This is a genomic window from Pseudomonas sp. B2021, assembly GCF_018135665.1.
GTDB classification, from domain to species: domain Bacteria; phylum Pseudomonadota; class Gammaproteobacteria; order Pseudomonadales; family Pseudomonadaceae; genus Aquipseudomonas; species Aquipseudomonas lactis.
In genome coordinates, this window is record NZ_SMOF01000001.1 from 5,462,232 (window position 1) to 5,483,944 (window position 21,713).

At 58.8% G+C, this 21,713-nt stretch carries 24 protein-coding genes; 6 read left to right on the forward strand and 18 right to left on the reverse strand.

Annotated features, from left to right (window positions below; all coding sequences use genetic code 11):
* Positions 1 to 162 precede the first annotated feature (162 nt).
* Genes E1K68_RS24640 through E1K68_RS24655 form a run of 4 tightly spaced genes read left to right on the forward strand, consistent with a single transcriptional unit; the run spans position 163 to position 4,076 of the window.
* Positions 163 to 1,089, forward strand: coding sequence for a DUF72 domain-containing protein (locus E1K68_RS24640; RefSeq protein ID WP_003194609.1), 927 nt, complete (start codon positions 163 to 165; stop codon positions 1,087 to 1,089).
* Positions 1,086 to 1,862, forward strand: coding sequence for an endonuclease/exonuclease/phosphatase family protein (locus E1K68_RS24645; protein WP_032895083.1), 777 nt, complete (start codon positions 1,086 to 1,088; stop codon positions 1,860 to 1,862). The genes E1K68_RS24640 and E1K68_RS24645 overlap by 4 nt, the downstream gene beginning before the upstream one ends.
* A complete protein-coding gene (clsB, locus tag E1K68_RS24650) occupies positions 1,859 to 3,121 on the forward strand; it encodes a cardiolipin synthase ClsB (protein WP_212614771.1) in 1,263 nt (420 codons plus the stop codon). The genes E1K68_RS24645 and clsB overlap by 4 nt, the downstream gene beginning before the upstream one ends.
* A complete protein-coding gene (locus E1K68_RS24655; protein ID WP_003194614.1) occupies positions 3,111 to 4,076 on the forward strand; it encodes a lysylphosphatidylglycerol synthase domain-containing protein in 966 nt (321 codons plus the stop codon). Before clsB ends, E1K68_RS24655 begins: the two co-directional genes overlap by 11 nt.
* 113 nt (positions 4,077 to 4,189) lie before the next feature.
* Here the strand turns inward: E1K68_RS24655 and E1K68_RS24660 are convergent, their stop codons facing one another.
* The 3 genes from E1K68_RS24660 to E1K68_RS24670 form a co-directional block, all read right to left on the reverse strand.
* Complete coding sequence (locus E1K68_RS24660) at positions 4,190 to 4,945, reverse strand: alpha/beta fold hydrolase (protein ID WP_003194616.1); 756 nt, start codon at positions 4,943 to 4,945, stop codon at positions 4,190 to 4,192.
* Entirely contained in the window at positions 4,935 to 6,047 is a 1,113-nt protein-coding gene (locus E1K68_RS24665; RefSeq protein ID WP_212614772.1) for a DUF3182 family protein, read from the reverse strand. The genes E1K68_RS24660 and E1K68_RS24665 overlap by 11 nt, the downstream gene beginning before the upstream one ends.
* Before the next feature lie 168 nt (positions 6,048 to 6,215).
* A complete protein-coding gene (locus E1K68_RS24670; RefSeq protein ID WP_120248732.1) occupies positions 6,216 to 7,187 on the reverse strand; it encodes a GlxA family transcriptional regulator in 972 nt (323 codons plus the stop codon).
* Positions 7,188 to 7,283: 96 nt separating this feature from the next.
* Here E1K68_RS24670 and E1K68_RS24675 point away from each other — a divergent pair, with 96 nt between their 5' ends.
* Positions 7,284 to 7,847 carry a cysteine hydrolase family protein gene (locus tag E1K68_RS24675; protein WP_212614773.1) on the forward strand — a complete coding sequence of 188 codons (564 nt, stop codon included), beginning with the start codon at positions 7,284 to 7,286 and terminating at the stop codon, positions 7,845 to 7,847.
* A 21-nt stretch (positions 7,848 to 7,868) separates the two neighbouring features.
* Here the strand turns inward: E1K68_RS24675 and tam are convergent, their stop codons facing one another.
* From tam to E1K68_RS24690, 3 genes are all read right to left on the reverse strand, one after another.
* Positions 7,869 to 8,630, reverse strand: a complete 762-nt coding sequence (tam, locus tag E1K68_RS24680; protein ID WP_003194624.1) for a trans-aconitate 2-methyltransferase — start codon at positions 8,628 to 8,630, stop codon at positions 7,869 to 7,871.
* Between the two features lie 185 nt (positions 8,631 to 8,815).
* Entirely contained in the window at positions 8,816 to 9,331 is a 516-nt protein-coding gene (locus tag E1K68_RS24685) for a single-stranded DNA-binding protein (protein ID WP_003194626.1), read from the reverse strand.
* Between the two features lie 9 nt (positions 9,332 to 9,340).
* Positions 9,341 to 10,735: an MFS transporter gene (locus E1K68_RS24690; RefSeq protein ID WP_034133877.1), complete on the reverse strand. Its 1,395-nt coding sequence runs from the start codon at positions 10,733 to 10,735 to the stop codon at positions 9,341 to 9,343.
* Positions 10,736 to 10,913: 178 nt separating this feature from the next.
* Here E1K68_RS24690 and uvrA point away from each other — a divergent pair, with 178 nt between their 5' ends.
* Entirely contained in the window at positions 10,914 to 13,748 is a 2,835-nt protein-coding gene (gene uvrA, locus E1K68_RS24695; protein ID WP_003194630.1) for an excinuclease ABC subunit UvrA, read from the forward strand.
* A 66-nt stretch (positions 13,749 to 13,814) separates the two neighbouring features.
* On the opposite strand, the gene bfr is transcribed toward uvrA, so the two are convergent.
* From bfr to rpsE, 12 genes are all read right to left on the reverse strand, one after another.
* Positions 13,815 to 14,279, reverse strand: a complete 465-nt coding sequence (gene bfr / locus E1K68_RS24700; protein WP_003176400.1) for a bacterioferritin — start codon at positions 14,277 to 14,279, stop codon at positions 13,815 to 13,817.
* Between the two features lie 155 nt (positions 14,280 to 14,434).
* Entirely contained in the window at positions 14,435 to 15,883 is a 1,449-nt protein-coding gene (locus E1K68_RS24705) for a catalase (protein ID WP_003194632.1), read from the reverse strand.
* A gap of 238 nt (positions 15,884 to 16,121) precedes the next feature.
* Positions 16,122 to 16,508, reverse strand: coding sequence for a 50S ribosomal protein L17 (gene rplQ, locus E1K68_RS24710; protein WP_003176402.1), 387 nt, complete (start codon positions 16,506 to 16,508; stop codon positions 16,122 to 16,124).
* 41 nt (positions 16,509 to 16,549) lie between these two features.
* Positions 16,550 to 17,551, reverse strand: a complete 1,002-nt coding sequence (rpoA, locus tag E1K68_RS24715) for a DNA-directed RNA polymerase subunit alpha (RefSeq protein WP_003176403.1) — start codon at positions 17,549 to 17,551, stop codon at positions 16,550 to 16,552.
* A 22-nt stretch (positions 17,552 to 17,573) separates the two neighbouring features.
* The gene (rpsD, locus tag E1K68_RS24720) at positions 17,574 to 18,194 is read right to left on the reverse strand and encodes a 30S ribosomal protein S4 (RefSeq protein ID WP_003176404.1); all 621 of its coding nucleotides are present in this window, start codon (positions 18,192 to 18,194) and stop codon (positions 17,574 to 17,576) included.
* 18 nt (positions 18,195 to 18,212) lie between these two features.
* Positions 18,213 to 18,602: a 30S ribosomal protein S11 gene (gene rpsK / locus E1K68_RS24725; protein WP_002555466.1), complete on the reverse strand. Its 390-nt coding sequence runs from the start codon at positions 18,600 to 18,602 to the stop codon at positions 18,213 to 18,215.
* 30 nt (positions 18,603 to 18,632) lie between these two features.
* The gene (gene rpsM, locus E1K68_RS24730) at positions 18,633 to 18,989 is read right to left on the reverse strand and encodes a 30S ribosomal protein S13 (protein WP_003194635.1); all 357 of its coding nucleotides are present in this window, start codon (positions 18,987 to 18,989) and stop codon (positions 18,633 to 18,635) included.
* Between the two features lie 129 nt (positions 18,990 to 19,118).
* Entirely contained in the window at positions 19,119 to 19,235 is a 117-nt protein-coding gene (gene rpmJ / locus E1K68_RS24735) for a 50S ribosomal protein L36 (RefSeq protein ID WP_002555468.1), read from the reverse strand.
* Positions 19,236 to 19,263: 28 nt separating this feature from the next.
* The gene (gene secY / locus E1K68_RS24740; protein WP_003194637.1) at positions 19,264 to 20,592 is read right to left on the reverse strand and encodes a preprotein translocase subunit SecY; all 1,329 of its coding nucleotides are present in this window, start codon (positions 20,590 to 20,592) and stop codon (positions 19,264 to 19,266) included.
* Complete coding sequence (rplO, locus tag E1K68_RS24745; RefSeq protein WP_003176407.1) at positions 20,593 to 21,030, reverse strand: 50S ribosomal protein L15; 438 nt, start codon at positions 21,028 to 21,030, stop codon at positions 20,593 to 20,595.
* Positions 21,031 to 21,033: 3 nt separating this feature from the next.
* Entirely contained in the window at positions 21,034 to 21,210 is a 177-nt protein-coding gene (gene rpmD, locus E1K68_RS24750; RefSeq protein WP_003176408.1) for a 50S ribosomal protein L30, read from the reverse strand.
* A gap of 2 nt (positions 21,211 to 21,212) precedes the next feature.
* On the reverse strand, positions 21,213 to 21,713 hold the full coding sequence (gene rpsE / locus E1K68_RS24755; protein ID WP_003176409.1) for a 30S ribosomal protein S5: 501 nt from the start codon (positions 21,711 to 21,713) through the stop codon (positions 21,213 to 21,215).

Here is a 21,713-nt window from a genome sequence, read left to right on the forward strand (position 1 = left end):
GTAAGAAACTGACGGGTTTAGGCCTTGATCGTTCCCCGCATGGGCGATGCCCTCCGATCTTTTCCTACCCTGTACCGCCTGTAGGAATGTGGAAACTTTCAGCCAAATAGCGCAGTCATCCCATAACGGAGGTCACCTCACCCACCAACCACGGGAGCACACATGGCGGCGATTCACATCGGCATTTCCGGCTGGCGCTACACGCCCTGGCGCGGGGACTTCTACCCCGAAGGGCTGACCCAGAAACGCGAGTTGCAGTTTGCGTCACGCGCCGTCAACAGCATCGAAATCAACGGCTCGTTCTACGCGCTGCAAACCCCTAAGCGCTATGCCGAGTGGTATGCCGATACGCCTGAAGGTTTCATGTTCAGTGTCAAGGCGCCCCGTTTCATCACGCACATCCTGCGCCTGCGCGATGTACACAAGCCGATGGCGAATTTCTTCGCTTCCGGGGTGCTGGAACTCAAAGAAAAACTCGGCCCAATCCTCTGGCAGTTTCCGCCCAGCTTCAAATTCGACGCCACGCTGTTCGAAACCTTTTTGGCTGAATTACCTACCGATACCCAGCAGGCCGCCGCCCTCGCGCGCCAGCATGAGCCGCGCCTTAACGGCAAGGCGAGCATGAAGGCCTATGCCAAGAAGCCGTTGCGCCATGCCGTGGAGATTCGCAACACGAGTTTTGCCGTGCCGGAGTTCATCCAGATGCTGGATAAACACGGGGTGGCCCTGGTGGTCGCAGACACCGCAGGCAAGTGGCCATACATGGAAGACGTGACCGCCAACTTCATGTACCTGCGCTTGCACGGCGACAAGCAGTTATACGCCAGTGGCTATAGCGCCGAAGCGCTCCAGCGCTGGGGTGACCGCATCGAGCGCTGGGCCCACGGCAAGCAGCCTGCCGATGCACACCTGGTCGACCCGCACCACACGCCCCGCAGGCGTAAACAGCGCGATGTGTTCTGCTTTTTCGACAACGACATCAAAGTTCGCGCCCCCTTCGATGCACGCCAATTGCTGCAACGTTTCGGGCTGGACCAACACCTGCTCACCGAACCTGGCCGGCTGCCGGAACCAGGAGTATTGCCATGACACATCCAGAGCTGATCCCCACCCCGCCGACCACCGCCATCACCCGCTTTACAGTGCTGACGGTCAATATCCACAAGGGTTTCACCGCGCTGAATCGCCGCTTCATCTTGCCCGAGCTGCGTGAAGCGGTGCGCAGTGTGGGCGCAGACATGGTGTTCTTGCAGGAAATTCATGGCACCCACGAACGCCATCCACAGCGCTACAGCGACTGGCCAAAAATGCCGCAGTATGAATTTCTCGCTGACAGCATCTGGCCGCAGTTTGCCTATGGCCGCAATGCGGTGTACCCCCATGGCGACCATGGCAATGCACTGCTGTCCAAATTTCAGATCATCCGCTATGACAACCTCGACATATCGCAAAGCGGCCATGAAAACCGCGGCCTGCTGCATTGCGTGCTGCGCCTGCCGGGCAGCGGTCAGCAGGTGCACGCGATCTGCATCCACCTGGGCTTGCGCGAGGTGCATCGCCAACAGCAGTTGCGGTTGCTGGAACAACGTATCAGCGAGATTCCGGCTGATGCGCCGTTGGTGGTCGCTGGCGACTTCAACGACTGGCGGCAAAAGGCCGACCTGAGCCAAAGCGGTTTGCAGGAAGTGTTCATGCACACCCTCGGTAAACCGGCGCGCACCTTCCCAGCACGCCTGCCGCTACTGCCGCTGGACCGTATTTATGTGCGCAACCTGACGGTGCACAACCCGCGCGTGCTCACCACTCGGCCTTGGTCCCATCTCTCAGACCATGTGCCGCTGTCGGTGGAGGTGGAGCTATGAACGTTGCGGTAGACCATATCGCCACAGACCAACCGCCAGACGACAGCAAGGCGCGGGATCTGGATTACGGCTGGCAGAGCGGCAACCAGGTGCAATTGCTGGAGAACGGCGAGGCGTACTTTCCTGCCGTATTCGAGGCGTTGCGCGGCGCCGAGCGCGAGATCCTGCTGGAGACCTTTATCCTCTTTGAAGACAAGGTCGGCGTTGAGCTGCACAGCATCCTCATCGAGGCGGCCAAGCGCGGGGTGAAGGTGGTGGTCAGCCTCGACGGTTTTGGCTGCGGCGAACTGAGCCCGGGCTTCCTGCGGGAGTTGGCCGAGGCCGGGGTAATGGTGCAGATGTTCGACCCGGCGCCCAAGACCCTTGGCATACGCACTAACTGGTTTCGCCGCCTGCATCGCAAGATCGTCGTGGTGGACGCCCGCGTGGCGTTTATCGGCGGGATCAATTTTTCTGCCGATCACCTGGCGGATTTCGGCCCCGAAGCCAAGCAGGATTACTCAGTACAGGTGATCGGCCCGGCTGTGGCCGACCTCCACCATTTCGCCCTCGCCCAAAGTGGCCGCCAGGTGCGCAGCCGTCGCGGTTGGCGGCGGCGCCAACAACGGCCTTCGCCCTGGACGAACGAGCCAGGCGACGGCCTGGTACGTCTGATCTATCGCGATAACATCCAGCATCGTGATGACATCGAAGACGCGTATATCCACGCCTTGAGCCAGGCCCGGCAGCGGGTGGTGATCGCCAACGCGTACTTCTTCCCCGGCTATCGCCTGCTTCGCGAGATCCGTAACGCGGCACGCCGTGGCGTGCAGGTGCAGTTGATCATGCAGGGCCAGCCGGACGTGCTGTTGGCGAAACTGGCCGCGCGCATGCTCTATGACTACTTGCTCAAGGATGGCGTGGTGATCCACGAATACTGCCAACGCCCGCTGCACGGCAAGGTGGCGCTGGTGGATGACGAATGGAGCACCGTCGGCTCCAGCAACCTGGACCCACTGAGCCTGGCACTGAACCTGGAAGCCAACGTGCTGATTCGCGACCGGGCTTTCAATCAACAGCTCTACGAACGCCTGGAAGCCCTCGCCCACAATCATTGCCAGACCATGCCGGAAAAGCGCAAACCACGCCTGTGGCTCTGGCGCTTGACCGTGGGTTTCCTGGTGTTTCATGTGATGCGCCATTTCCCGGTACTGGCCAGTTGGTTGCCGGCCCACAAACCGCGCTTGAAACCTTTTGAGGCCGCGCCCCATGACGTCTGAAGCCCGCCCCCAAGCGCAAGCCTCTGGGTTCAAGCGCTGGAAGAAACCGCTGACGATTGCGTTCTTCGTGCTGCTGATCGTGTTGTTTACCCTGCTCGCCCGGCGCATCGACTGGAGCGAAGTGTTCCAGACCCTGAGCGAGTTCAAGCTGCGCACATTGTTCATCGCCGGCGCGCTGACGCTGTGCAGTTTCATTGTCTACGCCTGTTTTGACCTGATCGGCCGCACCTACATTCGCCAGCCGCTGCGCTGGAAGCAGATATTGCCGGTGGGCATCATCAGCTACGCGTTCAACCTCAACCTCAGCGCTTGGGTCGGCGGCATTGCCATGCGGTACCGGCTGTATTCGCGCCTGGGCGTGAGCACCAGCAATATCGCCAAGATCCTCGGCCTGAGCCTGGCCACCAATTGGTTCGGCTATATGGCGTTGGCCGGGGTGGTGTTCAGCAGCGGGTTGGTGACCCTGCCGCCAGGCTGGAAGCTCAGCAGCGGCGCCTTGCAAGGGGTCGGGGTGTTATTGGTGCTCGCGAGCCTGGGTTACCTGGCGGCGTGCCGGTTTTCTAAAAAGCGCGCGTGGTCGATTCGCGGTATCGAGATCAACTTGCCGTCGCTGCGCATGGCCTGTTTGCAGCTGGCTCTGGGTGCGTTGAACTGGTCGTTGATGGCCGCAGTGATATTCACCTTGCTGCCGGCCAAACTGGATTACCCGTTGGTGCTGGGGGTGCTGTTGATCAGTGCGATTGCCGGGGTGGTCACCCATATCCCGGCCGGGTTGGGGGTGTTGGAGGCAGTGTTCATTGCGCTATTGCAACATGAGGCGTCGCGGGGGAGTTTGCTGGCGGGGCTGATCGCGTACCGGGCAATTTATTTTATTTGCCCGTTGTTGATTGCACTGGTGATGTATTTGGGGGTGGAGGCCAAGGCCAAGGCGTTGCGGGTGAAGAAGACAGCCTGATGAGACGGTGGTGACTGTTGAATCGCTATCGCGGGCAAGCCCGGCTCCCACAGGGGAATGCATTCCAAAGTGGGAGCCGGGCTTCCCCGCGATAGCGATCACGAGGACAACGACTATCGGGCCTGAATGATGCTCAACCGCTCCCCCACCACCATCTCGGTAATCCAGTCCACCAGTATCGAGGTATACGCCTGTTGCGACACCGGGTCGCTCAGGGAATGGTCGGCGCCGTCGATGATGCGGTGGGTCAGGGAGTGGGTCTGCTGGCACGCCGCGCGGTAACTCATGATGGTGGCGTGGGGCACATGGTCGTCGGTTTCCGACTCGACAATCAGCACATCGCCGGTAAATTGCGCGCAGGCATGCAGGGCCCGGTTGGTTTCGGCGTGCACGAGGGTGCCGCGGTAATCCATCAGGTCGGCTTTGTCCAAGTCGCGCTTGGGCTTGAGCCATTCCTGGTCGCGGTACAGCGCCGGCACTCGCAGCGCCAGCCAACGCACCGGGCGCAATGAGGTGAGGATCGCTGCCAGGTAGCCGCCATAACTGGTGCCTACCACCGCCACCGCCGAGGTGTCGATCGCCGGGTGGGACAGCAGGCGGTCATAAGCGGCCAGCAGGTCGCGCAGGTTGTCTTCGCGGGTGACGCGGGACAAGGGGATGCCGGTGCCAGCATGACCACGCAGGTCGAAGGTCAGGCACACACACCCAAGGCCTGCGATACCTTTGGCCCGCTCCAGGTCGCGCTCCTGGCTACCGCCCCAACCGTGCACGAACAACACACCGGGCACTTTGGACTTGGGGCTGAGGAAGGTCCCGCTCATTTGTTCGTCGTCTATATCAATGCTGATGCTCTCGCTTCTAGCCGTCATAAGTCTTGACCGTCACATACTTGAGTAGAAAGTCGCTGTTTTCGGCCGGGCCTCGGTATACCTCGATGGCATCCGCCGGCAGCGCTTGGTCTATATAGGTTTCTACCGAGGACACACGGATGGCCTTGAGGCCCGGATGGTTGATAAAGCTCTGCAGCGCCGCGACTTCCGCGCTGCTGGCCCCGCCCATGCGCCAGGATTGTTCGAGCACGCCACTGCGGCGCTGGCCTGTGCTGTCCAGGCCTTGGGCGATGTCGTAGTTGCGGCGCGAGGCGAAGAAGCCTGGGTAGGCCTCATTCGCAGCACGGTCGAACACCAGCGCCTGTTCGATAGCCTTATGCACGTCTTCAGGCAGATTCAGTTTGAGCAGCGCTGCATAATCACCGGGGACGACCAGCAGATCGGAACCGCCGTAGACCTCTTCCCCCAGCCCGTCTTGCGTCAGGTGCTGCTCGCCGCAGTAGCTGAAGAGGTGATCGCCGATAAAACTCTGGCCCACACTATGGGTGACCACCTCGTGCAGGTCTTGTTCCAGCACCACGCCTTGATTGAACATTCCGGCCGCTTCCGGGCGCGCCACTATCGCGTCGAACTCATCCAGGCTGTGGATAACTTCCTGCCCCCGCCCTGCACAGGCATTTACGGGTTTCAGACGAATCGGGCCGCTGTAGAGCAAGCGGGTCGCGGCAGGCCGCGCGTCCTCAAGGGCGAACACACTCACGCCGTCCAACACCACGTCACGCACACGCTCGCAGAATGTCGGCGACCAGCCTTCGGGCGCCTTGGCCTCAGGACTCAGCAGGCCGTGACTGATGGCTTTGGTGCAGATGAAAGCGTGATCGACATAGCCGCCCCACAGATCTTGTGGCCCCTCGATATTGAGCAGGCGCGCTTGGGCGGGCCCGACCAGGGTTTGCGTGGGCAGCAGATACAATTCCCGACCCGCATGCAGGGCCGGGTCGTAACTGCCACCGAACTTGAGCCCCAGGATCTGCGCCAGCCAGCGTGCGAGGGCGCGGTTGGTTTCGATTTCATGCAAGGGCGCGCCTTCTCGCATGGAGTGGGCAACCACTAGCTTCTTGTTGCGACTTATGGGGGTCATGCGTTCCCCTTTCTATCAGCCGTTGTGTAGCAGGAGGGCTGCATGGATCAGGCCAACGTAGGGTTTGCGGGCGTGGCTGTTAAATCAATCAGTTGCGCCCAAAGTGATGGCCGTTAGCCTGTTTTATTCTGCACGACCCGAGGTTAACCCTGCGGCGTTCTGCACGATTCAAACCCCAAAGCGGTTGCGGTAATCGCTGGGGGACAAGCCGGTGATTTTCTTGAAAATGGCGCGAAAGGCGCTGGGGTCCTGATAGCCCACGGTCCAGGCAATGTGATCGATCGTGCCGTTGGTGAACTCCAGCATCTGCCGTGCCTTACCGACACGCAGGTGCTGGCAGTACTCGGTGGGTTTCAACCCGGTGGCGTTGCGAAAGCGCCGCAGGAAGGTACGCTCCTCCAGGTTGGCCTCCTGCGCCATCGCCGCCACGGACACATCCACCGCGCCACTGGCTTGCAGCCAATGCTGGACCTTGAGGACTGCACCATCACCGTGCCTGAGAAGCGGCGCAAAGTTGCTACCACATTGGCTGGCGCTGGCGCTGTGTTCGATCACCAGAAAACGCGCCGTATCGGCCGCAACGCTCGGGCCCATCAGCCGGTCGACCAGGCGCAGGCCCAGTTCGGACCAAGCCATCAGCCCCGCGGAAGTGATCAAGTCGCCGTCATCGACAATGGGTTTATCCGCTTCCAGGCGCACCGCCGGGTAACTGGCCGCAAAAGACTTCGCGGAGGACCAGTGGGTGGTGGCGCTGCGACCATCCAACAAGCCGCTGCGCGCCAGCATGATCGAACCGATGCACACACCGCCCAGCACGGTGCCGGCTGCATGTTGCTGGCGCAGCCATTGCAGCAGTGCAGGCGGCGCCTGGTCTTCGGTGAACTCGGCAATCGAGGGCGGCACCAACACGGCCATCATCGGTTGGTCGGGGCCTGGGTGGCTGTCGAACGTGCGCGCGGGCATGCCGCGGGCATCTACCTGCCAGTGGCTGACCCGCAGCAGCGGCAGTTGCGCAGATTCATGCTCGGCGGCGATGCGGTTAGCGACCCCGAACAGGTCGGTCAGCCCGTGGACTGCGGCGAGTTGCGCGCCCTGGTAGATCAACACACCCAGCTCGACAGTGCTGCGTTGCGCGGCCATTGTCAGTTTTCCCCCTGTTATTGTCGGTGCAGCCAATCCTCGGCGCGGCCGCCAGATAAGATACTAGGCCCATCAACCCATCACGAGGCAACACACATGGCCAAGCAGGCGCTCATCCTAATCGATATCCAGAACGACTACTTCCCCCAGGGCAAGTGGCCGCTCGACGGCGTGGAAGCCGCAGCGGACAAGGCAGCGCAGGTGCTACAGGCGTTTCGGCAAGCAGGCGATGCGGTGATTCATGTACGGCATGAGTTCGCTGGCGACGACGCACCGTTCTTCACACCGGGCTCCGAAGGCGCGCATTTGCATGCCAAGGTGCTCAACGAGGGCGATGAACCGGTGGTGCTCAAACACTTCGTGAATGCGTTTCGCCAAACCAACCTGCGCGAACTGCTGGAACGGCGCAGCATCACCGACGTGGTGGTGGTGGGTAGCATGAGCCATATGTGCGTTGACGCCGTGGTGCGGGCAGCGGCGGACCTGGGCTACAAGGTTACGGTGATTCATGATGCCTGCGCGACCCGCGACCAGGAATTCAACGGCCAGGTGATTCCGGCGGCGCAGGTGCACGGCGCGTACATGGCCTCCCTGGCCTTTGGCTATGCGGGTGTGGTGTCGGCAGAGGAATATTTGAAGGCCCAAGCAGCGGCCGCGTGACCGCCACCCGGGCTGATCGCTTTAGCGCGTGGCAATGATGAACAGCCGCGGAAAAGGCAACAACACCGTGCCATCGGCCAGGGCTGGATAAGCCTGGGTAATTCGCGCCTGGTATTGCTGCAGGAAGGCGGCTTTTTCATCGTCGGTCAACGGCGCAAGAAAAGGCCGCAATGCCGAAGCCTTGAACCACTCCACCACCGCCCCGTGGTCCGCCAACGGGTGCTGATAGGTGGTGCGCCACACATCCACGGTACTGCAATGCTTGCTCAGCAGTTCGTAGTAGTAACTGGCGGTGTGCCGTTCATTGTGTTTGACCGCCCCAATCTTGGCCGCCCATGGGCCATCGGCCGCAACTTCACGGGCCAGGCGATGGGCGGGCTCGTCAAGGTTGTCCGGGGTTTGCACCGCCAGCGTACCGCCTGGGTTCAGTTGGTGGACCAAGTGCGGGTACAGCGTGGCGTGATCGGGCAGCCATTGCAGCGAGGCATTGGCCAGGATCACATCCAAGCGTTGCGCCGGATGCCAGGCGCCGATGTCTGCCAGCTCGAAGTTCAACCTGGGCAGGCGCTTGCGGGCGTCCAGCAACATGTCATCGGAGCTGTCCATGCCCGTGACGTGCGCTTGGGGGAAACGCTCGGCCAGTACTTCGGTGGAGTTCCCCGGCCCGCAACCCAGGTCGACGGCGGTGTTCACGTCGGTGTTGGGAATGGCCGCCACCAGGTCACGGACGGGGCGAGTGCGCTGCTGTTCGAACATCGTGTACTGCTTGGCGGACCAGGTCATCACAGCTTTCCTTCTTGCTAGAGGTGGCGACAGCCTAAATCTTGTGAGCCATGAGAACAAATGCTGGGGTTGGTGTGCTGTTTGCACAAAGGCATCCCGTGCACCGACACCTGGGCATTGCCCATAAAAAACCCCCGATGCTTTCGCTATCGGGGGTTTTGTTTGTTCAGGGTCGGTCTTGGACCTTAGAACGGGATATCGTCATCAAAACTGTCGAAATCCGGAGCCGGTTGCGGAGCAGCCTGTTGTGGCGCTGGGCGCGACTCACGCTGTGGCTGCTGGCTTGGCTGCGGACGCGACTGCTGTGGGCGCGGTGCCGAGTTGGACATGCCGCCCTGGCCCTGTTGGTCGCCCTGTGGACGGCCGCCCAGCAGTTGCATGGTGCCTTGCATGTCGACCACGATTTCGGTGGTGTAACGCTTGATGCCGTCTTTTTCCCACTCACGGGTTTGCAGTTTGCCTTCGATGTACACCTGCGAACCTTTGCGCAGGTATTCACCGGCGATCTCTGCGACCTTGCCGAACAACGACACGCGGTGCCACTCGGTTTTCTCTTTGCGCTCGTTGGTCTGCTTGTCGGTCCACTGTTCGCTGGTCGCCAGGCTCAGGTTGGTCACAGCATTACCGTTAGGCAAGTAGCGAACTTCGGGATCCTGGCCGCAAGTACCGACCAATATGACTTTGTTAACCCCACGGGCCATAACGTTCTCCTAGGCTGGGCGCGCTGTCGGCACTGGGTTGACCAGTTGCTCGAGCGTCGCGCGATCCAATAATTCGGTGTCCAATTTGATGTAAATGGCCGCCTCTTCAGCGACCACCACTGCATCCGTTACCCCTACCACGGCCTTCAGGCGCTCGACCAGGCCGGCTTCGCGGATCGCCTCGGGCGATAGCGGCAAACGCAGGCTGGTGACGTAGGGAGGTTCGCGCATGGTAACAGCAAAGACCAGCCAAAGTGCAGCCAGCGCGGCGCATCCAAGGAACACAACCGACAAACCGCCATGCTGGAACATCCAGCCGCCCATGATACCGCCCAACGCGGAGCCCAGGAACTGGCTGGTGGAATACACCCCCATGGCCGTGCCCTTGCCGCCTGCCGGTGAAACTTTACTGATCAGTGACGGCAACGACGCCTCGAGCAGGTTGAACGCGGTGAAAAACACCACCGTGCCGATCACCAGTGCGCGCAGGCTGTCGCCGAACTGCCAGAAGAATAGTTCAGTGAGCATCAATGTCGCGACGGCGCCGAGTAAAACTCGTTTCATTTTGCGTTTCTTCTCGCCATAGATGATGAACGGGATCATGGCGAAGAACGAAATCAGCAACGCAGTGAGGTAGACCCACCAGTGCTGCTCCTTGGGCAGCCCGGCTTTTTCCACCAGGGCCAGGGGCAAGGCGACGAAGCTGCACATCAGCATGGCGTGTAATACGAAGATACCTAAATCCAGGCGCAGCAGGTCCGGGTGCTTGAGCGTCGGCAGCAACGCCTTGCGTGCAACGCCCGATTCACGGTGCGCCAGGGTGCCGGTGGAGCGCGGCACCATAAACGCCACAATCAGGATGCCGAACAACGCCATGCCGCCCGTGGCCAGGAACAGCCCATGCAAGCCGAACGCGCGCGTGAGCAAGGGGCCGACCACCATGGCCACGGCAAACGACAGGCCGATGGTCATGCCGATCATCGCCATGGCCTTGGTGCGGTGTTGTTCGCGGGTCAGGTCCGAGAGCAGCGCCATCACGGCGGCGGAGATCGCACCGGCGCCCTGCAGGATGCGCCCGGCGATCACGCCCCAGATCGAATCGGATTGGGCCGCGAGCACACTGCCAAGGGCGAATACGATCAGCCCGAGATAGATCACCGGGCGACGGCCAATGCGGTCGGAAATAATCCCGAACGGAATCTGGAAAATCGCCTGGGTCAGGCCATAGGCGCCAATCGCCAGGCCGATCAAGGCGGGGGTGGCGCCTGCGAGATCCATCCCATAGGTGGCCAGCACCGGCAACACCATAAACATGCCCAGCATACGGAAGGCGAACACCAGGGCCAGCCCGCTTGCCGCTCGGGTCTCGCCGCTACTCATGCGTTCGCTGTGGGGATCGTGCATGGAAAAACCTCGTGTGAACCGGCGGCGATTCTACCAGTCCCATCGATTGAGAGGGTATATGCGGCGCTTTGCCGCGCAGCTTTCATGTAAGGCTGCAAGCGGCGTTTTGACAGTGTATATTCATCCAGTCTTTAGCCGTATACTCCGGCATCATTTACGCCCGCCGTGCGAGGCCATCTTGGACAAGATCCTGATTCGTGGGGCTAGAACCCACAACCTGAAGAACATCGACCTGACCCTGCCCCGGGACAAACTGATCGTCATCACCGGCTTGTCCGGCTCCGGCAAATCGTCCCTGGCGTTCGACACGCTGTATGCCGAAGGTCAGCGTCGCTATGTGGAATCGCTGTCGGCCTATGCCCGGCAGTTCCTGTCGATGATGGAAAAGCCCGATGTCGACACCATTGAAGGCCTGTCGCCGGCTATTTCCATCGAGCAGAAGTCCACGTCCCACAACCCGCGCTCTACCGTGGGTACCATTACCGAGATCTACGACTACCTGCGCCTGCTCTACGCACGCGTGGGTATCCCCCGTTGCCCGGACCACGATATCCCCCTGGAAGCCCAGACCGTCAGCCAGATGGTCGACCTGGTGCTGGCCCAGCCCGAAGGCGCCAAGCTGATGCTGCTGGCGCCCGTCATTCGCGAGCGCAAGGGTGAACACCTGTCGGTCTTCGAAGAGCTGCGGGCCCAGGGCTTCGTGCGAGCGCGCATCAACGGCAAGCTCTACGAGCTGGATGAAGCGCCGAAGCTGGACAAGCAGAAAAAGCACTCCATTGATGTGGTGGTGGACCGATTCAAGGTGCGCGCCGACCTGCAGCAGCGTTTGGCGGAATCGTTCGAAACCGCGCTGAAGCTGGCCGATGGCATTGCCCTGGTAGCGCCGATGGATGACGAGCCGGGCGAAGAGATCATCTTCTCCGCGCGGTTCGCCTGCCCGATTTGTGGCCATGCCATCAGTGAGCTGGAACCCAAGCTGTTTTCCTTCAACAACCCGGCCGGCGCCTGCCCGACCTGCGACGGCCTGGGTGTGAAGCAGTTTTTCGATATCAAGCGCCTGGTCAATGGCGAACTGACCTTGGCCGAGGGTGCGATACGCGGCTGGGACAGGCGTAACGTCTACTACTTCCAGATGCTTGGGTCGTTGGCGTCCCACTACAAGTTCAGCCTGGAAGTACCGTTCAACCAATTGCCGGCAGACCAGCAGAAGGTCATTCTCAATGGCAGCGGTTCTCAGAACGTCGACTTCAAGTACCTGAACGACCGTGGCGATATCGTCAAGCGCTCGCACCCGTTCGAAGGCATCGTGCCGAACCTGGAACGCCGCTACCGCGAAACCGAATCGGCGAGCGTGCGCGAGGAGCTGGCGAAATTCCTCAGCACACAACCTTGCCCGGATTGCCGTGGCACGCGTCTGCGCCGTGAAGCCCGGCATGTATGGGTAGGCGAGAAGACCCTGCCGGCAGTGACCAACCTGCCGATCGGCGATGCCTGTGAATACTTTGGCGTGCTGAAGCTGACCGGTCGTCGCGGGGAAATTGCCGACAAGATCCTCAAAGAGATTCGCGAGCGATTGCAGTTTCTGGTTAACGTGGGCTTGGACTATCTGTCGCTGGACCGCAGCGCCGACACCTTGTCTGGCGGTGAGGCACAGCGCATTCGCCTGGCCAGCCAGATTGGCGCCGGTCTTGTGGGCGTGCTGTATATCCTCGACGAGCCGTCGATTGGCTTGCACCAACGCGATAACGACCGCCTACTGGGCACGCTCAAACACCTGCGCGATATCGGCAATACCGTAATCGTGGTCGAGCATGATGAAGACGCTATCCGCCTGGCGGACTACGTGGTCGATATCGGCCCCGGCGCGGGCGTGCATGGTGGCCATATTGTTGCTGAAGGCACGCCTGCCGAGGTGATGGCACATCCTGATTCACTGACCGGCAAATACTTGTCCGGCCGTGTGAAAATTGAAGTACCCGCCAAGCGAACGCCGCGTAACAAGAAGATGGCGCTGCATCTCAAGGGCGCGCGCGGCAACAACCTGCGCAATGTCGACCTGGAGATTCCGCTGGGCCTGCTGACCTGCGTGACCGGTGTTTCCGGTTCGGGCAAGTCGACGCTGATCAACAACACCCTGTTCCCCCTGAGTGCCACCGCCCTGAACGGCGCGACCACCCTGGAAGCAGCGGCCCACGACAGCATCAAGGGCCTGGAGCATCTGGACAAGGTGGTCGATATCGACCAGAGCCCGATTGGGCGTACGCCGCGTTCAAACCCAGCCACCTACACCGGGCTGTTTACGCCTATCCGTGAGTTGTTCGCTGGCGTGCCAGAGTCGCGCTCACGAGGTTATGGGCCAGGCCGGTTCTCGTTCAACGTCAAGGGCGGGCGCTGTGAAGCGTGCCAGGGCGATGGCCTGATCAAGGTGGAGATGCACTTCCTGCCGGACATCTACGTGCCGTGCGATGTGTGCAAGAGCAAGCGCTACAACCGCGAGACCCTGGAGATCAAGTACAAGGGTAAGAGCATTCACGAGACCCTGGAAATGACCATCGAGGAAGCTCGCGAGTTCTTCGACGCAGTGCCGGCGTTGGCGCGCAAACTGCAGACGCTGATGGATGTGGGCCTGTCGTACATCAAGCTGGGGCAGTCCGCGACCACGCTGTCAGGTGGCGAGGCGCAGCGGGTCAAGCTGTCTCGCGAGCTGTCCAAGCGCGATACTGGCAAAACCTTGTACATCCTCGATGAGCCGACCACTGGCCTGCACTTTGCGGATATCCAGCAGTTGCTGGACGTACTCCACCGCTTGCGGGACCACGGCAATACCGTGGTGGTGATCGAGCACAACCTTGATGTGATCAAGACGGCCGACTGGCTGGTAGACCTGGGGCCGGAAGGTGGCTCGAAGGGTGGCCAGATCATCGCAGTGGGCACGCCGGAGCAGGTTTCCGAAATGCCTCAGTCGCACACCGGTTACTACCTGAAACCATTGCTGGAACGCGATCGGGCCTGATCTTTTCATCGTCCAATAAAAAGCCCCTGTCACTTTGCGGTGACAGGGGCTTTTTATAGCCGGGAATCAGAACTGCGATTGCAGGTAATTCTCCAGGCCGATCAGCTTGATCAGGCCCAACTGCTTTTCCAGCCAGTAGGTGTGATCTTCTTCGGTGTCATTCAACTGCACCCGCAGTATTTCCCGGGTGACATAGTCGTTGTGCTGCTCGCAAAGCTCGATGCCCTTGCAGAGTGCGGCACGGACCTTGTACTCAAGGCGAAGATCGGCAGCGAGCATGTCAGGCACTGTGGTACCCACGTCCAGATCATCAGGACGCATACGCGGCGTGCCTTCGAGCATCAGGATACGGCGCATCAGGGCGTCAGCGTGCTGTGCTTCTTCTTCCATCTCGTGGTTGATACGCTCGTAGAGCTCAGTAAAGCCCCAGTCTTCGTACATACGCGAATGGATGAAATATTGGTCACGAGCTGCCAGTTCGCCCGTCAGCAACGTGTTGAGGTAATCGATTACGTCGGGGTGACCTTGCATCGCCCTACATCTCCCTGCTTGAAAGACTGTAGTTTGAACCATGCTGACTTGAAGGTCACGGGACAAACGGCAGAAAAGTGAAGATTTCCGGAGAAAAGTAGCTGAAATAACGCAAAAACCGCCCAAATGAGGGCGGTTCTGCTTATCGTTTAGAGTCAGTTAAGCGATACACCCAGTGCCTTTGCGATTGCTTCTCCATAAGCCGGGTCAGCCTTATAGAAGTGCTGCAGTTGACGCTGGACCACGTCGCTGGAAACGCCACCCATAGCACCGGCGATGTTATTGGTGAGCAGGGCTTTCTGCTCATCATTCATCAGACGGAACAGCGCACCGGCGTGGCTGTAGTAGTCCGTGTCTTCACGATGATCGTAGCGATCAGCGGCGCCGCTCAGGGCCAGTGCCGGCTCTGCATACTGCGGGGCTTGTTTCGGTGCATCGGCATAGCTGTTTGGCTCGTAGTTCGGAGCCGCACCGCCGTTACTACCGAAAGCCATGGAGCCGTCACGCTGGTAGCTGTTAACCGGGCTACGTGGCGCGTTCACCGGCAGTTGCTGGTGGTTGGTGCCCACACGGTAGCGGTGCGCATCAGCGTAGGCGAAGACCCGGCCTTGCAGCATGCGGTCCGGCGACAGGCCAACGCCTGGGACCATATTGCTTGGGCCAAATGCGGCCTGCTCGACTTCGGCGAAGTAGTTCTGCGGATTACGATTGAGCTCCAACTCACCCACTTCAATCAAAGGGAATTCTTTTTGCGACCAGGTCTTGGTCACGTCAAACGGGTTCTCGTAATGAGCGTTTGCTTGAGCCTCAGTCATGATCTGGATGCAGACGCGCCATTTCGGGAAGTCACCGCGCTCGATCGCACCAAACAGATCACGCTGGGCGTAGTCAGGGTCGGTACCCGCCAGGCGTGCAGCCTCGGCCGGCGCCAGGTTCTTGATGCCTTGCTTGGTCTTGTAGTGCCACTTCACCCAGTGGCGTTCGCCCTTGGCGTTGATCAGACTGTAAGTGTGGCTGCCGAAGCCGTGCATGTGACGGTAGCCGTCTGGGATGCCACGGTCCGAAAACAGAATGGTGACCTGGTGCAGCGCCTCCGGGGAATGCGACCAGAAATCCCACATCATTTGTGCGCTTTTCAGATTGCTTTGGGGCAGACGCTTCTGGGTGTGGATAAAGTCAGGGAATTTCAGCGGGTCACGGATAAAGAACACCGGGGTGTTGTTACCGACAATGTCCCAGTTGCCTTCCTCGGTGTAGAACTTCAAGGCGAAGCCACGTGGATCGCGCTCAGTGTCAGCCGAACCACGCTCACCGCCTACGGTAGAAAAACGCAGGAACGTAGGCGTCTGCTTGCCAACGGACTCGAACAACTTGGCGCTGGTGTACTGGGTAATGTCTTTAGTTACAGTGAAGGTACCGTAGGCACCCGAACCTTTGGCGTGCACGCGACGCTCAGGGATGTTTTCACGGTTGAAGTGCGCGAGCTTCTCGATCAGGTGAAAATCGTCGAGCAGCAAGGGGCCACGTGGGCCGGCGGAACGTGAGTTCTGGTTGTCCGCAACGGGTGCGCCGCTGGCGGTGGTAAGGACTTTATTCTGGCTCATGCGCAATCTTCCTCAGGTCGGACTTGGAACTGCCGGCTAATCGGCTTGGAGGGAGTATTGACCATCCACATGGCACCTACAAATTCATTAAATTGTAGGCATCAATAGAAAATAACTACCAACATACCCAACGCTCATAGTGAAGCGTGTCGCTTGAGGATTCTTGTACGCAGCGCGCTTTTGTTACGCGCACAAAAAACCGGGCACTAGGCCCGGTTTCTCGTTGCAGCTTGTCGTCTTACTCGGCGCTTACAGCTTCGCCGGCAGTAGCACGATCAACCAACTCGACGTACGCCATAGGCGCGTTGTCGCCAGCGCGGAAACCGCACTTGAGGATGCGCAGGTAGCCACCCTCACGGGTAGCGTAACGCTTGCCCAGGTCGTTGAAGAGCTTACCAACGATAGCTTTCGAACGAGTACGGTCGAAAGCCAGACGGCGGTTAGCCAGGCTGTCTGTCTTGGCCAAAGTGATCAGCGGCTCAGCAACGCGACGCAGTTCTTTAGCTTTCGGCAGTGTAGTTTTGATCAGCTCGTGCTCGAACAGCGACACCGCCATGTTTTGGAACATGGCCTTGCGGTGCGAGCTGGTACGGCTCAGGTGACGACCACTTTTACGATGACGCATGGTTCATTCCTTACCAAACTCACGTTCGGTGATTACGACGATCAGGCAGTCGCCTTGTCGTCCTTCTTAAGACTTGCAGGCGGCCAGTTGTCGAGGCGCATGCCGAGGGACAGACCGCGGGAGGCCAGAACGTCCTTGATTTCAGTCAAGGATTTCTTGCCCAGGTTCGGAGTCTTCAACAGTTCTACTTCGGTGCGCTGGATCAGGTCACCGATGTAGTAAATGTTTTCCGCCTTAAGGCAGTTAGCCGAACGTACAGTCAGTTCCAGATCGTCAACCGGGCGAAGCAGGATCGGATCGATCTCGTCTTCCTGCTCGATTACCACTGGTTCGCTGTCACCTTTGAGGTCGACGAACGCAGCCAACTGCTGTTGCAGAATGGTTGCAGCGCGGCGGATAGCCTCTTCAGGATCCAGGGTACCGTTGGTTTCCAGATCAATAACCAGCTTGTCCAGGTTAGTACGCTGTTCGACACGGGCGTTTTCCACCACGTATGCGATACGGCGAACCGGGCTGAACGAAGAGTCAAGCTGCAAGCGACCAATGCTGCGGCTTTCGTCTTCATCGCTCTGACGCGAGTCGGCCGGTTCATAACCACGACCACGAGCTACAGTGAGCTTCATGTTCAGGGCGCCGTTAGACGCCAGGTTAGCGATTACGTGATCGGGGTTAACGATCTCGACATCATGATCCAGCTGAATATCGGCAGCGGTAACCACCCCCGAACCCTTCTTCGACAAGGTCAGCGTAACTTCGTCACGGCCGTGCAGCTTGATAGCCAGACCTTTAAGGTTCAACAGGATTTCAATTACGTCTTCCTGTACACCTTCGATGGCGCTGTACTCGTGGAGCACACCGTCAATCTCGGCCTCGACTACTGCACAGCCGGGCATTGAGGACAACAGGATGCGGCGCAGCGCGTTGCCCAGGGTGTGGCCAAAACCACGCTCGAGAGGCTCGAGAGTAATTTTGGCGCGGGTTGGACTGACAACCTGCACATCAATGTGGCGGGGTGTCAGGAACTCATTTACCGAAATCTGCATGGATGCACCTATTTTCTAGCCCTTACTTGGAGTAGAGCTCGACAATCAGGCTTTCGTTGATGTCGGCGGACAGATCACTGCGAGCAGGAACGTTCTTGAAAACGCCCGACTTCTTCTCAGTGTCTACTTCTACCCATTCTACGCGGCCACGTTGGGCACACAGATCGAGAGCTTGGACAATGCGAAGTTGGTTTTTTGCTTTCTCGCGAACTGCGACCACGTCACCAGCACGAACCTGGTAGGACGGAACGTTTACGGTCTGACCGTTAACGCTGATCGACTTGTGCGATACCAGCTGACGGGATTCGGCACGAGTCGAACCAAAGCCCATACGGTATACAACGTTGTCCAGACGGCATTCGAGCAGTTGCAGCAGGTTTTCACCGGTTGCACCTTTCTTGCCAGCAGCTTCTTTGTAGTAGCCGCTGAACTGACGCTCGAGAACGCCGTAGATACGACGGACCTTCTGCTTTTCACGCAGTTGGGTGCCGTAGTCGGACTGGCGACCGCGGCGTTGGCCGTGGATACCAGGTGCTGCTTCAATGTTGCACTTCGATTCGATCGCGCGCACGCCGCTCTTCAGGAAGAGATCGGTGCCTTCGCGACGAGCGAGTTTGCATTTTGGACCAATGTAACGAGCCATTCTTTACAATCTCCTGGATTACACGCGGCGCTTCTTCGGCGGACGGCACCCGTTGTGCGGGATTGGCGTCACGTCGGTGATGCTGGCGATCTTATAGCCACAGCCGTTCAAAGCACGGACAGCAGACTCACGACCTGGACCTGGACCCTTGACGTTAACGTCGAGGTTTTTCAGGCCATATTCCAGCGCAGCTTGACCAGCACGTTCAGCAGCTACTTGAGCAGCAAACGGGGTGGACTTGCGGGAACCGCGGAAACCCGAACCACCGGAGGTAGCCCAAGAAAGCGCGTTACCTTGACGGTCGGTGATGGTCACGATGGTGTTGTTAAAAGATGCATGGATGTGGGCGATGCCATCAACCACTGTCTTTTTAACTTTTTTACGAGGACGAGCAGCAGGTTTTGCCATGATAATTTTCCTGTCGATTCGCTGGGGCGATTACTTGCGGATCGGCTTACGCGGACCTTTACGGGTACGCGCGTTAGTCTTGGTACGCTGACCGCGTACTGGAAGACCACGACGATGACGCAGACCGCGATAGCAACCGAGGTCCATCAAACGCTTGATTTTCATGTTGATTTCGCGACGCAGGTCACCTTCAGTGGTGAACTTCGCCACTTCGCCACGCAGCTGTTCAATCTGCTCGTCGCTCAGATCCTTGATCTTAGCGGCTGGGTTTACCCCAGCGACTGCGCAAATTTTCTGCGCAGTAGTGCGACCAACACCATAGATGTAGGTCAGCGAGATAACAGTGTGCTTGTTATCTGGAATGTTAACGCCTGCAATACGGGCCATTCAGTGGGACTCCAATTGACAGCTACCTACGCCCCGGAAGCCAAGAAATAGGGCGCGAGATAATATCGCTGTAATAACAAATAATCAACCCGGCAGCGCACTAGCTGCCGGGCTTCAAGCGGATCACACTCAGCCTTGGCGCTGTTTGTGACGCGGTTCCGCGCTGCAAATTACTCGAACAACACCTTCGCGGCGAATAATCTTGCAGTTACGGCACAGCTTTTTCACCGATGCACGAACTTTCATCACCAACTCCTCGAACCTTATGGGGTACTCAGCGCAACATGCCGCTGCCGTAGCCCTTCAGGTTGGCTTTCTTCATCAGGGATTCGTACTGGTGCGAAACGAGGTGCGATTGTACTTGGGACATGAAGTCCATCACAACCACGACCACGATCAGCAACGAGGTCCCGCCAAGGTAGAACGGAACGTTTGCTGCAACCACCAGGAACTGGGGCAACAGGCACACGGCCGTCATATATAGAGCACCGAACAGGGTCAAACGAGTCAGAACGCCATCAATGTAGCGTGCCGACTGCTCACCTGGACGGATGCCCGGAATAAAGGCACCGGACTTCTTCAGGTTTTCCGCTACGTCTTTCGGATTGAACATCAACGCCGTATAGAAGAAGCAGAAGAAAATAATCCCTGCACTAAACAGCAGAATATTCAACGGCTGACCAGGAGCGATCGACTGAGAGAGGTCCTGCAGCCAGCCCATATTTTCAGACTGACCAAACCAGGTACCCAACGAAGCCGGAAACAGCAAGATGCTGCTCGCGAAAATTGCCGGAATAACACCGGCCATATTCACTTTCAGCGGCAAGTGGCTGGTCTGCGCAGCAAAGACCTTACGGCCCTGCTGACGCTTGGCGTAGTGAACAGCAATACGACGCTGGCCACGCTCAATGAACACCACAAAACCGATAATCGCTACTGCCAGCAAACCGATGGCAACCAAGGCGAAGATATTGATATCACCCTGACGCGCAGACTCGAAAGACTGCCCGATTGCTCTCGGAAGACCGGCGACGATACCTGCGAAAATCAACATCGAGATACCGTTGCCAACACCACGCTCAGTAATCTGCTCACCCAGCCACATCATGAACATCGCACCAGCCACAAACGTGGATACTGCGACGAAATGGAAGCCAAAGTCACCAGTGAACGCAACGCCCTGCCCGGCCAGGCCAACGGACATGCCGATAGCTTGAACCAGGGCGAGGACGACAGTGCCGTAGCGGGTGTACTGGCTAATCTTGCGACGGCCAGCTTCACCTTCCTTCTTCAACTGCTCCAGCTGCGGGCTGACGGCTGTCATCAGTTGCATGATGATCGATGCCGAAATGTACGGCATGATCCCCAGTGCAAAGATGCTCATCCGCTCCAGCGCGCCGCCGGAAAACATGTTGAACAAGCTAAGAATGGTCCCCTCATTCTGTCGAAACAGGTCTGCGAGTCGGTCCGGGTTGATACCTGGAACCGGGATGTGTGCGCCTATTCGGTAGACGATAATCGCCAGGAACAGAAAACGCAGACGAGCCCAAAGTTCAGACATACCGCCTTTGCCGAGCGCTGAGAGAGCACCTTGCTTAGCCATTTATTCCTCGAACTTGCCGCCAGCTGCTTCGATAGCCGAACGCGCACCTTTGGTGGCGCCGATTCCCTTGCCGATAGTGACAGCGCGAGTCACTTCACCGGACAGCATGATTTTCACACGCTGTACGTTGACGTTGATCACGTTGGCATCTTTCAGGGTCTGCACAGTAACGATGTCGCCTTCCACTTTAGCCAGCTCGGACAGACGCACTTCTGCGCGATCCATGGCTTTCAGGGATACGAAACCGAACTTAGGCAGGCGACGATGCAGCGGCTGTTGACCGCCTTCAAAGCCTGGAGCAATGGTGCCACCGGAGCGGGAGGTTTGACCCTTGTGGCCACGGCCACCGGTCTTACCCAAACCACTACCGATACCACGGCCCGGACGATGCTTTTCGCGACGGGAACCCGGCGCTGGACTCAGATCATTGAGTTTCATCGATTAACCCTCTACACGCAGCATGTAGTAAGCCTTGTTGATCATCCCGCGATTCTCGGGAGTATCCTGGACTTCTACAGTGTGACCGATGCGACGCAGACCCAAACCTTTAACGCACAATTTGTGGTTAGGGATGCGGCCGGTCATGCTTTTGATCAGCGTTACTTTAACGGTAGCCATGATCAGAAGATCTCCTTGACAGTCAGACCACGCTTGGCAGCGATGGACTCAGGAGATTGCATAGCCTTCAGACCCTTGAAAGTGGCGTGAACCACGTTTACTGGGTTAGTCGAGCCGTAGCACTTGGCCAGAACGTTCTGAACGCCAGCAACTTCGAGGACAGCACGCATAGCGCCGCCAGCGATGATACCGGTACCTTCAGAAGCAGGCTGCATGTACACCTTCGAAGCGCCGTGAGCGGACTTCATTGCGTACTGCAGAGTGGTGCCGTTCAGATCAACTTGGATCATGTTGCGACGAGCAGCTTCCATTGCCTTCTGGATCGCAGCAGGCACTTCACGTGACTTGCCACGGCCGAAGCCAACACGCCCTTTACCATCACCTACCACGGTCAACGCGGTGAAAGTGAAGATACGGCCGCCTTTAACGGTTTTGGCTACGCGGTTAACTTGAACCAGCTTCTCAATGTAGCCTTCGTCGCGCTTTTGGTCGTTATTTGACAT